Source organism: Streptomyces sp. NPDC005070 (assembly GCF_053600395.1).
The window spans coordinates 26477-37532 of sequence record NZ_JBSFZS010000082.1; the positions used below are offsets into that span (position 1 = coordinate 26477).

The 11056-nt window shown below is 72.7% G+C and carries 10 protein-coding genes; 5 read left to right on the forward strand and 5 right to left on the reverse strand.

Annotated features, from left to right (window positions below; translation table 11 throughout):
• Positions 1-165: 165 nt before the first annotated feature.
• On the forward strand, positions 166-345 hold the full coding sequence (locus ACWEBX_RS25435; protein WP_451887129.1) for a hypothetical protein: 180 nt from the start codon (positions 166-168) through the stop codon (positions 343-345).
• A 111-nt stretch (positions 346-456) separates the two neighbouring features.
• Here ACWEBX_RS25435 and ACWEBX_RS25440 read toward each other — a convergent pair whose 3' ends face one another.
• The gene (locus ACWEBX_RS25440) at positions 457-2085 is read right to left on the reverse strand and encodes a fatty acid--CoA ligase family protein (RefSeq protein ID WP_451887130.1); all 1629 of its coding nucleotides are present in this window, start codon (positions 2083-2085) and stop codon (positions 457-459) included.
• Between the two features lie 97 nt (positions 2086-2182).
• Between ACWEBX_RS25440 and ACWEBX_RS25445 the strand changes: the two genes are divergently transcribed.
• From ACWEBX_RS25445 to ACWEBX_RS25455, 3 genes are all read left to right on the forward strand, one after another.
• Positions 2183-3331, forward strand: coding sequence for a lipid-transfer protein (locus ACWEBX_RS25445; RefSeq protein ID WP_451887131.1), 1149 nt, complete (start codon positions 2183-2185; stop codon positions 3329-3331).
• A gap of 126 nt (positions 3332-3457) precedes the next feature.
• A complete protein-coding gene (locus tag ACWEBX_RS25450) occupies positions 3458-3883 on the forward strand; it encodes a Zn-ribbon domain-containing OB-fold protein (protein WP_451887137.1) in 426 nt (141 codons plus the stop codon).
• Complete coding sequence (locus ACWEBX_RS25455; protein ID WP_451887132.1) at positions 3880-4671, forward strand: enoyl-CoA hydratase/isomerase family protein; 792 nt, start codon at positions 3880-3882, stop codon at positions 4669-4671. The genes ACWEBX_RS25450 and ACWEBX_RS25455 overlap by 4 nt, the downstream gene beginning before the upstream one ends.
• A 230-nt stretch (positions 4672-4901) precedes the next feature.
• On the opposite strand, the gene ACWEBX_RS25460 is transcribed toward ACWEBX_RS25455, so the two are convergent.
• Both ACWEBX_RS25460 and ACWEBX_RS25465 read right to left on the reverse strand, forming a co-directional pair.
• Positions 4902-7229, reverse strand: a complete 2328-nt coding sequence (locus ACWEBX_RS25460) for an outer membrane protein assembly factor BamB family protein (RefSeq protein WP_451887133.1) — start codon at positions 7227-7229, stop codon at positions 4902-4904.
• A 392-nt stretch (positions 7230-7621) separates the two neighbouring features.
• Positions 7622-8356 carry a VOC family protein gene (locus tag ACWEBX_RS25465; RefSeq protein ID WP_451887134.1) on the reverse strand — a complete coding sequence of 245 codons (735 nt, stop codon included), beginning with the start codon at positions 8354-8356 and terminating at the stop codon, positions 7622-7624.
• 448 nt (positions 8357-8804) lie between these two features.
• On the opposite strand from ACWEBX_RS25465, the gene ACWEBX_RS25470 reads away from it, so the two are divergent.
• Positions 8805-9440 (forward strand): TetR family transcriptional regulator, encoded by a 636-nt coding sequence (locus ACWEBX_RS25470; RefSeq protein WP_451887138.1) that lies wholly within the window; start codon positions 8805-8807, stop codon positions 9438-9440.
• Positions 9441-9578: 138 nt separating this feature from the next.
• Here ACWEBX_RS25470 and ACWEBX_RS25475 read toward each other — a convergent pair whose 3' ends face one another.
• Together ACWEBX_RS25475 and ACWEBX_RS25480 are read right to left on the reverse strand one after the other, a co-directional pair.
• The gene (locus tag ACWEBX_RS25475; protein ID WP_451887135.1) at positions 9579-10145 is read right to left on the reverse strand and encodes a nitroreductase family deazaflavin-dependent oxidoreductase; all 567 of its coding nucleotides are present in this window, start codon (positions 10143-10145) and stop codon (positions 9579-9581) included.
• A gap of 86 nt (positions 10146-10231) precedes the next feature.
• The coding region (locus ACWEBX_RS25480) for an acyl-CoA dehydrogenase family protein (protein WP_451887136.1) at positions 10232-11056 on the reverse strand (825 nt) is incomplete at its 5' end.

Consider the following 11056-nt stretch of genomic DNA (forward strand, 5'->3'; position numbering starts at 1 on the left):
GGCAGTCTCTGTGTTGTCGATCCGTCGCGTCGGGGGGCAGGCGGGACGACCTGAGGCCGTAGCACTAAGGTAATCGGCCCCGAGTGCCCGTCCGGCGGCCCACGGGGGAGCTGCCGGACGGGCTGCTCCAAACAACGCACCAAGACTGTCAGGGGGACAGCCACCATGAGCGACACCAACAGCACCGACAACATCCACGCCACGGACGAGCCGACGGGCGGGACCTCCACGGACAACATCCACGCCACGAGCGAGCCGCTCACCGGCAAGAACCTGATCACCAAGGACGACGGCACCGGCGACGCCTCGACGGACAACATCCACGCCACGGACGAGCCGGTCTAAGTCCCACCTGGGGGGGCGGACTTACATCACACGGGGATCGACCGCGGCGGCGCGGAGGGGGAGCCGCCGCGGTCGCCGTGTGTCCGGGCCCGGAGCGCCGCGCGGCCGGGCTCACCGCCCTCGCAGCTCCCCCTTCACCACCTTCCCGCTCGCGTTGCGCGGCAGTTCGGTGACGAAGGTGACCGTGCGCGGGACCTTGTAGTTGGCCATTTCGCGGCGGGACCAGGTGATCAGGGCTTCGGCCGTGAGGGTGGAGTGCGGGCGGCGGACGACGTAGGCCCTGCCGACCTCGCCGAGGCGGCTGTCCGGGACGCCGACGACCGCCACGTCGGCGACGTCGGGGTGCAGGCCGAGGAGCTGCTCGATCTCCGCGGGGTAGGCGTTGAAGCCGCCGACGATGAACATGTCCTTGATCCGGTCGGTGATGCGGAGGTTGCCCTCGGGATCGAGGACGCCCACGTCGCCGGTGCGCAGCCAGCCGTCCGGCGTCAGGACCTCCGCCGTGGCGGCCGCGTCCTCGAAGTAGCCGCTCATCACGTTGAAGCCGCGGACCAGTACCTCGCCGGGAGCTCCGGGGGCCGCCGGGGCTCCCGAGGCGTCCACGACCCGCACCTCGGTGTCCGGGATCGCCCGGCCCGAGGTCGAGGCGATCACCTCCGGCCGGTCCCCCCTGCGGCACATGGTGACGATGCCGCTCGCCTCGGAGAGGCCGTACGCCGTCAGGACCGTGTCCACGCCGAGCTCCGTACGCAGGCGCTCGACCAGCCGCAACGGGACCACGGCGGCGCCGGTCACCACCAGCCGCAGCGCGGAGAGGTCGTACGTGTCGCGGGCGGGGTGGTCGAGGAGGGACTGGTGCAGGGTGGGCGGGCCGGGGAGGACGGATATGCGTTCCGCGGCCACGTTCGCGAGCACCGTGTCCACGTCGAACACCGGCTGCGGCACCATCGTCGCCCCGCGCATCAGACAGGCGATGATCCCCGCCTTGTAGCCGAAGGTGTGGAAGAAGGGGTTCACGATCAGATAGCGGTCGCCCTCGCGCAGACCGGCGAGGTCGCTCCAGATCTCGTAGCCGCGCAGGGTCTGCGCGTGCGTGATCAGGGCGCCCTTGGGCCGGCCCGTGGTGCCCGAGGTGAAGACGATGTCCGAGGGGGAGCCGCCCGACACGGCCTCCCCGCGGCGGCGCACCTCCTCGCGGCCGACGCCCTCCCCGTCCGCGAGGAAGTCCTTGAACGTACCGAAGTCGGCGGGGGCGTCGTCCGCGAGGACCACCACCCGCTCCAGGTGCGGAAGGCCGGGGAGCGGGCCGGCGCCGGGTCCGGGGACCGCTCCCCCAGCCGCTTCCCCGGGCTCCCCCGCCGCCCGGCGCAGCGAGGCCACGTACGACGTGCCGAGGAACGTGCCCGTCACGAAGAGCAGCCTTGCCCGGCTCCTGGCCAGGACGTACGCCGCCTCGGCGCCCTTGAAGCGGGTGTTGAGGGGGACCAGGACCGCCCCCGCGGACACCGCGCCGAGGGCGGAGACGATCCAGTCGAGGGTGTTCGGGGCCCAGATGGCCACGCGGTCGCCCGTGCGGACGCCGCTCGCCACGCAGGCGGCCGCGGCGCGCTCGACCCGTGCACCCAACTCCGCGTAGGAGACGCGTGTCCGGCCCTCGACGACGGCCTCGCGGTCCGCGAAACGGGCCGCCGCCGACCGTACGAGACCGGGGACGCCGCCCCACTCCAGGTCACCGCGCATCGTGTACCTCCCGCCGGAGCACCACTAGCTGACTGACCGTCAGATTAGCTGTAGCCTGACGGACTGTCAGCAGCCGGGACGTGTGCGGAGGTCACCCATGCCAGGGCTCAAGGACGCCACAGCCGTCGTCGGAATCGGGCAGACCGCCTTCGCGAAACGACTCCCGGAGTCCGAGAAGGCGCTGGCCTGCCGGGCGGTCCTCGCCGCCCTCGACGACGCCGGCATCGCGCCGGCGGAGGTCGACGCCCTCGCCTCCTACACCATGGAGGAGACCGACGAGGTGGAGGTCGCCAAGGCCGTCGGGCTCGGCGACCTCACCTTCTTCAGCAAGGTCGGCTACGGCGGCGGCGGTTCCTGCGCCACGGTCGCGCACCTGGCCGCCGCCATCACCGCCGGCCAGGCGACGGTGGGCGTGGCCTGGCGCTCGCGCAAGCGGGGCAGCGGCCCGCGCCCCTGGAAGAACACGGCCGTCCAGCTCCCCACCCCGGCCCAGTGGACCCGGCCCTTCGGGCTGCTGCGGCCCGCCGACGAGATCGGGATGCTCGCGCGCCGGTACATGCACGAGTACGGGGCCACCCGCGACCACCTCTTCAACGTGGCCCTCGCATGCCGCAACCGCGCCAACCAGAACCCGGCCGCGATGATGTACGAACGCCCGCTGACCCGCGAGATGTACATGACCGCCCGCTGGATCAGCGAGCCGCTCTGCCTCTTCGACAACTGTCTGGAGACGGACGGCGCGCTCGCCTGCGTGATCGTGTCCGCCGAGCGGGCCCGCGACTGCCGGCAGCGGCCCGTCTACGTCCACTCCGCCGCGCAGGGCCTGCCCGCCCAGCACCACGGGATGGTCAACTACTGGAACGACGACCCGCTCACAGGGCCCGCCTGGACCGCCGCCCGGCATCTGTGGAAGCACGCCGACCTCACCCCCGAGGACGTGGACGTGGCACAGATCTATGACGCGTTCACGCCCCTGATACCCCTCTCGCTGGAGGGATACGGCTTCTGCGGGCGCGGGGAGGGCGCGGCCTTCACGGAGGGCGGCGCGCTGGAGATCGGCGGACGGCTGCCGGTCAACACCGGGGGCGGCGGGCTCAGCGAGGCCTACGTGCACGGCTTCAATCTCATCAACGAGGGCGTGAAGCAGTTGCGGGGCACGAGCACGGCACAGGTGCCGGGAGCGGCGACCTGTCTGGTCACGGCGGGGGAAGGGGTCCCGACCTCCGCACTCCTGCTGAGGAGCTGAGGAGCCGGGATGTCCGACATGACAGAGACGACCGAGGCGGGCGTGAACACCCGGGCCGGCACGACCGCCACGGCCGGCGAAGGCGTGCGTACCGGGGCCGGCGGGAGGGACGGGACCAAGGAGCCCCTGCTGTCCCCCGTCCCCGACGACGACGGGGCGCCCTTCTGGGAGTACGCCGCCCGGGGCGAACTCCGCGTCCAGGCCTGCGCCGGCTGCGGTGAACTCCGCTTCCCGCCGCGCCCCTGCTGCCCGCGCTGCCACTCCTTCGCCGACGAGTGGCTCAGGATGAGCGGGCGGGGCCGGATCTGGTCGTACGTCGTCCCGCATCCGCCGCTCCTGCCCGCCTATGCCGCGCTGGCCCCGTACAACGCGATCGTGGTGGAGCTCGACGAGGCGCCGCGGATACGGCTGGCGGGGAACCTGGTGAGCGGGCCTGACGCGCCCATCGGCTCCGTTCCGGCGGGGCGGCTCCGGATCGGGGCCCGGGTGCAGGCGGTGTTCACCGAGGTGAACGGCGTGACCGTGCCGCGCTGGGTCCTGGAGCGGGCGTGAGCGGGGAGGCGGGGGGCGGCGGGCTCGTGGTGGGCGTCGACAAGGATGCCGGGGTCGCCGTCCTCACGCTCGACCGGCAGGACCGGCTCAACGCCATCGACCTGCCGACGGCCGCCGAACTGGTCGCCGCCTGGCGCGAGTTCCGGTTCGACGACACCGTACGGGCGCTCGTCGTGACCGGCGCGGGACGACGGGCCTTCTGCACCGGGATCGACCGCGGCGCCGAGGTGCCGCAGCCGGGCTCCCCGTACATGGTGGACGATCCGCTCGCCGCGATCGGGCCGAAGGCCAACGGGCTGTGGAAGCCGGTGATCGCCGCCGTGAACGGGATCGCCTGCGGCGGCGCCTTCTATCTGCTGGGCGAGGCGGAGTTCGTCGTCGCCGACGAGGAGGCCACCTTCTTCGACCCGCACACGACGTACGGCATGGTCAGCGCGTACGAGTCGGTCTACCTCGCGCAGCGGATGCCGTTCGGGGAGGTGGCGCGGATGGCCCTGATGGGGACCGCGGAGCGGGTCTCCGCGCGGCGGGCGTACGAGGTGGGGCTGGTGTCCGAACTCGCGGCGCCGGGCGAGGCGTTGGCTGCGGCCGTCGCGTGCGCGGCGGTCATCGCGTCCTACCCCTCCGAAGCCGTCCAGGGGACGGTGCGGGCACTGTGGTCGGCGCAGGAGGCGACCCGGGCGGCGGCCCTGGCGCACGCTCCGCAGCTCGTCTCCCTGGGGAACCTGCCCGCCGAGCGGCAGGCGGAACTGTTCTCGGCACGCAGGCCGGGATTCCGGCTGCGCTGAGGGCCCCGTCGGACGGCGGCCGGCCGAGCGCCGCTCCCGCCGGACCGGAGGAACCCTCGAACCGCACCGGAGCGGGCCGGACAGGCGCTCGCTCCCTGTGGCGGGCCGGTCACGCGGCGCGTAGCCTCGGCAGCCGGAACGGCTTCCGCAGGCCGTCCGCGTGTACGACGGCCGCCGTCCGGAGACCCTTCCGTGCCCGGTACGGCGGCCGTCACAGAGGCTCGGGCGCCTCACGTGGTGCGAGCGGTCCCGGTGCCCTTCTCCGCGTCCAGCGCGTACACGCAGCGGTCCTTGCTGCACGCGTACACGACACCGTCCTTGACCACGGGCGCGCCGGTGATCTCGCCGCCGGTGGCCAGCTTCCAGCGCAGGCGCCCGTCGTCGGCCTTCAGTGTGTACAGGAGATGGTCCGTGGAGCCGAAGTGGATACGGCCGTCGGCCACCGCCGGAGCGCCCACCAGGTCGCCCCCGGCCTGGAATCTCCACTTCGGGGTGCCGGTGACGGCGTCCAGCGTGTACAGGCCCTTGCCGCTGCCCACATGGACGTGTCCGGCGGCCACGAGGACCGGCTCGGTGGAGGCGCGGGACTCGGTGGCGATGCGCCAGCGGTCGCGGCCGTCGGTCGCGTCGAGGGCGTACACCGTGCCGAGGTAGTCGGCGAGGTAGACGCCGCCGCCCGTCACCGCCGGGCCCGGGGCGAAGGTGGGCGGGCAGAGGAAGACCGCCGGAGCCTCGAAGTGCCAGCGGACGTGACCGCTGGCCACGTCGATGGCCAGGACGCGGGTGCCCGCGGAGATGTAGACGTAGCCGTCGGGCGCGTGGGTCATGCGGACCGGTACGCCGCTGCAGGAGGCCGCGTCGCCGATCGGGTACGACCAGCGCTCCTCGCCCGTACGGGCCTCCAGGGCGCGCAGCCGTGCGTCCTTCCAGACGTACACCGTGCCGTCGTGGATCGACGGACCGGACTCCGGGGACTCGAAGTCGGTCTGGGCGCCGCTGATCTCCCAGAGCTTCTGTCCGTTCGCGGCCTCCCACGCCTGGACGCCGCCGCCGCGGGTGCCGGTGAGAACCGTTCCGCGGTCGGCCTGGAGGGAGTAGACCCAGGCGTCCGTGGACAGGCGCCACAGGTCCGCGCCCTCCCTGGCTTCGAGCGCGTACAGCGTCGGCCCGTCGGAGGCGTGGATGCGGCCGTCCGCCACCGCCATCGACCAGGCCACGTCACGCGTCTTGAAACGGCGCCGGCCGGTCGCCACGTCGAGGGCGTGGACCTCGAAGGAGGTGACGTAGACGAGGTCGTCGGCGACCGAGGGAGTGCCCCATACGTCGTTCGACATGCGGAAGCGCCAGGGGCGCCAGCCCGCCGGCGCGTCGGGCGTCGGGGGCGCGACCGTGGGCACGGGCGCAGGTTCGGCGCCGTTCACGCCGATGCGCGGCCGGGACCAGGACGCCGCGAGCCCGGCCTCCGGCGGCGGCGCCTTCACGGCCGCCGCACGGGCGTCGAGGACCCGCGGGCCGGGACCGATGGGCACCTTGCCGCCCGCGAGGCGCACGGGACCGGTGTCGGGCGCCCCCACGGGCACCGGGGCGTGCGACGGGGGCGGAGGCACGGGACGCCCTCCGCCGCTGCGTCCGCTTCCCCCGGCCGGCTGCTTGACCGGCGGACGGCCGCCGCGGCGCGTCTCGATCAGGCCCACCGCGCGCTCGGGCAGCCAGGCCGAGGCCGTACCGCTGTCGTCGGAGCCGGAGCCGAAGAGGTGGGGTGCGAGCTGGGCCTGGAGGTCGGCGGGGTTGGGCCGGGCCGTGGCGTCCATCTGCATGCAGGACTCGATGAGCGGGCGCAGCTCGTCGGGCAGGCCTTCGAGGTCCGGACCCTCGCGGAGCAGCATGAAGACCGTCTCGACGGGGTTGGCGCCGTGGAAGGGGGCGTGTCCGGTGGCGGCGAAGACGAGCATCGAGCCGAGCGAGAAGACGTCGCTCGCGCCGGTGACGCTGCGCGAGTCCTTCGCCTGCTCGGGAGACATGTAGGCGGGGGTGCCGACGGCGACGTTGGTCATGGTCAGACGGGTGTTCGAGACACCGGACGCGATGCCGAAGTCGATCACGCGCGGCCCGTCCTCGACCACGAGGACGTTCGACGGCTTCAGGTCGCGGTGGACAAGTCCGGCGCCGTGGATCGACTGCAGCGCCTCCGCGACACCCGCCGCGAGCCAGCGCACGGCCTGGGCCGGGAGCGGCCCGCACTCGTTCACTATCTCTTCGAGCGAGGGCGCGGGCACATAGGCGGTGGCCAGCCACGGCACGGCGGCGCGGGCGTCGGCGTCGACGACGGCAGCCGTGTAGAAGCCCGACACGGCGCGGGCGGCCTCGACCTCGCGCGAGAAGCGGACCCGGAACAACTGGTCCTCGGCGAGCTCGGTCCTGACCGTCTTGATCGCCACGCGCCGGCCCGAGGCCGAGCGCGCGAGATAGACCAGCCCCATGCCGCCGGCACCCAGCCGTCCCAGCACCTCGAACGGCCCGATCCGGCGCGGATCGTGCTGCGTCAGCTGATCCACCACTTGCCTGCCACCTCCCCGTACGGGTCACGTCATCCACGTATGAACGCGGCCCAGTGCAGCGTCTCACCACCGCACCGCCATGGCGGCACGCACCCCGATTCTTCCTGGCCGGGCCGCCGGTTGCGAACCCGGGGCCGGATCGGGGTGTCTTGTGACAAAACAACCGCCCCGGCAGAAGTACGAACGCCAGGGCGTCATGGTTCAGGGCCGAAATGCGCCCCTCACCCCAGAAGTACCCCGCCCCGGGCCCCGGAAGTGCCGTCCCTCACGTCGAAAAGCAGTGCCCCTCCCCGCAGAAGCGTTTCGGCCTTTGCGGGCGAAGTACCCCCGGTTTCCTTCAACGTTGAAGCACCCTCACCACCGACGCGGCGTCACGGCTGGTCGGGGCACCTTCACCGTTCGAGCACCGCGAACGACGCACCTTGATTGTCGCTGACGACGGCCACCCGCCCGTACGACGTGTCGAAGGGTGTCACCTGGGCACGGCCGCCGAGCCTGTTCACCGTCCCGAGTGTCTCCTCGCAGTCCTCGACTCCGAAATGGACGAGGAAATGGGGCGGCATCTCGGCCGGGAAGACGCCCGTCACGGGAACGCGGCCGAAATCGGGGGTCGCGTCGGGCCCGAACAGCGCGTCGTGGAACAGGGCGCCGTAGAAGCGGTCGACCGTCGCGGTGTCGCGCGCGTACAGCTCGGCCCAGCAGAACGTGTGGTGCTCGTGCCGTTTGGCGAAGCCGGCGTGCGTCCCGGGCTGCCAGAGGCCGAAGACGGCGCCCTCGGGGTCGGTGGCGAGGGCGGTGGTGCCCAGCTCGCCGGACTGGCCCACCGCCGTGGGCACGGCGATGATCCGGCCGTCCGCCGCCACGATCCGCCGGGCGAGCGCCTCGGCGTCCGGCGTCGCGAAGTACACCGTCCACACGGTGGGCATCCGCCCGTCGAGTTTGGGCGTGAGCGCCGCGACCGGCTCACCGTCCAGCTCCGCCCAGCCCTCCGGTCCCGACTCCTCGGGGAACGTCCAGCCGAAGAGCTCGCCGTAGAAGCGCTTGCCCGCCTCCACGTCGGGGAGCTGGGCGTCGACCCAGCAGGGCGCGCCCTCGGAGAACCCTGCGACAGCGGCTGATTCGGCCATGCGGCCAAGCTAACGGCCCTTCCGGCATCCCGCAGAGCGTGCGCACCTGCCCCGGTGACGCCCCGTCCCTGCTCAGGGGCCCCGCGCGGGGATCCGGGGGCCTGCCCGGCGGTGTTCCCGGCGTCCTGCCCGGCGGCGTTCCGGGGGTGCTCCCAGGGCGTTCCGGGGGTGCTCCCAGGGCGTTCCGGGGGTGCTCCCAGGGCGTTCCGGCGGCCCGCCCGGCGCTGTTCTCCGGGCGTTCCCGGGCGCCTCGGTGAAGATGTCCGGAAACTCACTGAAGCCCTGCCGCTCCCCTCGTCGAAACCGCTCCGCACCCACCCCGAACCCACTCTCCGTATCCGCCCCGAAACCCTCTCCGAGCCCCGGCGATGTACGGCCGCACCCCATTTGCAGTCGGCCGAATCGCGCTCCGATCACCCCTCGGTAAGCTGACGGCATGACAGGACAAGTGCGTACCGTCGACGGCCGCGTGGCCGGACGACGTGGGCAGGCGACCCGGCAGAAGCTGCTCGACTGCCTCAGCGAGATGCTCAGCTCATCGCCCTACCGGGATGTCAAAGTCATTGACGTCGCACGGAAGGCAGGCACTTCGCCCGCGACCTTCTACCAGTACTTCCCGGACGTCGAAGGCGCCGTCCTGGAGATCGCCGAGCAAATGGCCGCCGAGGGCGCCACGTTGACCCAGTTGCTCGAAGGCCGTTCCTGGGTCGGCAAGGCCGGCTGGCAGACCGCGCAGGAACTCGTCGACGGCTTCCTGGAGTTCTGGCGGAGGAACGACGCGATTCTGCGCGTCGTCGACCTGGGCGCCGCCGAGGGCGACAAGCGGTTCTACAAGATCCGCATGAAGATCCTGAACTCCGTCAACAACTCCCTTACGGATTCGGTCACCGAGCTCCAGGCCAAGGGCAAGGTCGACAAGGACGTGAACCCGGCCGCGATGGCCGGTTCCCTCGTCGCCATGCTCGCGGCGGTCGCCTCGCACCAGAAGGGCTTCCAGACCTGGGGCGTCAAGCAGGCCGAACTCAAGCCGAACCTCGCGCTGTTGGTGTATCTGGGTGTGACCGGGAAGAAGCCGACGAAGTAGCTTTCCGCGTCTGAACGCCCCAGCTCCTGTCATGCGGGCAGCAGTTCGTTCCGGAGGAACATTCCGGTGGACTGCCGCCCGCTGCGCTGTGCGGACACCGAGAACCCGTCGACCCCGCGACCCCACCGGACGGCCCTCTCAGCCCGACCGGCCTTCACCCTCGGCCGCTTCACCCTCCGCCGAGTCGGCCGACACAGCGCGGCGCACGATCCTGAAGAGCCGTATCTCCCGGTCCACCCGGGCCTGATAGGTGGCGTACGGCGGCCAGAACGCCAGCACCGTCTTCCAGACCGCGTCCCTCTCCGCGCCCGTGAGGAGCCGGGCGGTCACGGGAATGTCCTCGCCCTTCCAGTTGACGACGGCGTCGGGCCGGGCGAGCAGGTTCGCCGTCCAGGCGGGATGGTCCGTGCGGCCGAAGTTGGACCCGATGAGAATCCACCCGGACTCGCCCGCACCGCCCACCGAAACCGAACCCGCACCTGACGCCCCCGCCTCCGGCATGCAGGCCAGCGGGGTACGGCGCTCCAGACCGCTCTTGGCGCCGCGCGCGGTCAGGACGACCCCCGGCAGCATCTGGGCGCTGAGCAGCACCTTCCCCCGTGTGAGCCGGTGCACGGCGCGGTCGAGGGCCGGGATGAGGTGCGGGGCCGCCTTGGCGAACACCCGGGTGGAGGACACCCTCTGCACCAGCCGGACACCGGGCATCCCTCTCGCCCCGGTTCCCGTCCCAGCCCTCCCGCCCGTTCCGTCTCCCGTACCGCTGCCCGTACGCGAACGCCCGGTCGCCGCCATCACACCGTCACCTCTCCGCCGTCGAAGAGCCGCGCCGCGTCGGCCGCGTGCGCGCGCAGCCGGTGGACGGGGCCGAAGAGCAGTTCGTCGCCCGAAGCACGCTTGAAGTAGAGATGGACGTCGTGCTCCCAGGTGAAGCCGATGCCGCCGTGGAGCTGGACGCCCTCGGAGGCAGCGGTGCGCAGCGCCTCCAGCGCCTGGGCCAGCGCGAGCCCGCCCACCCGCTCGCCGCCCGTCCCGGCGGCCCACGCCGCGTAGTAGGCCGCCGAACGGGCCGACTGCACGCCCACGTACACGTCCGCGAGCCGGTGCTTGACCGCCTGGAAGGAGCCGATCGCCCGGCCGAACTGCTCCCGCCTGCCCACGTGTTCGACAGTGCGTTCCAGTACGCGGTCGGCGGCGCCCACGGCCTCCACCGCGAGGACGGCGGCGGCGGCGTCCCCGACGGCGGCCAGCGCCCCGGGCACGTCGGCGTGGTCGTCGCCCAGCAATGCGGCCTCGACGTCGCGGAGTTCGAGTCGGGCCTGCGGCCGGGTCGCGTCCAGGGAGGTCTGCCGCGTGCGCACGAGCCCGTCGGCGTCGTCCCGCACCAGGAACAGCAGCGTCCGTGACCGCGCGAACCCGCCGGTGTGCGCGGCGACCAGCAGCAGCCCGGCACTGTGCCCGTCGAGCACCTGAGCCGCCTGCCCGTAGAGCCGCCACACTCCGTCCGCCCGGCGTGCCTGGACGCCCCCGGCGCGGCCGCCGCCGGCCCAGCCGCCATGGTTGTCGCCGGCCAGGGCGAGGGCCGTGGCCAGTCCCGTTCCGGGGACGGCGAGGGCGGC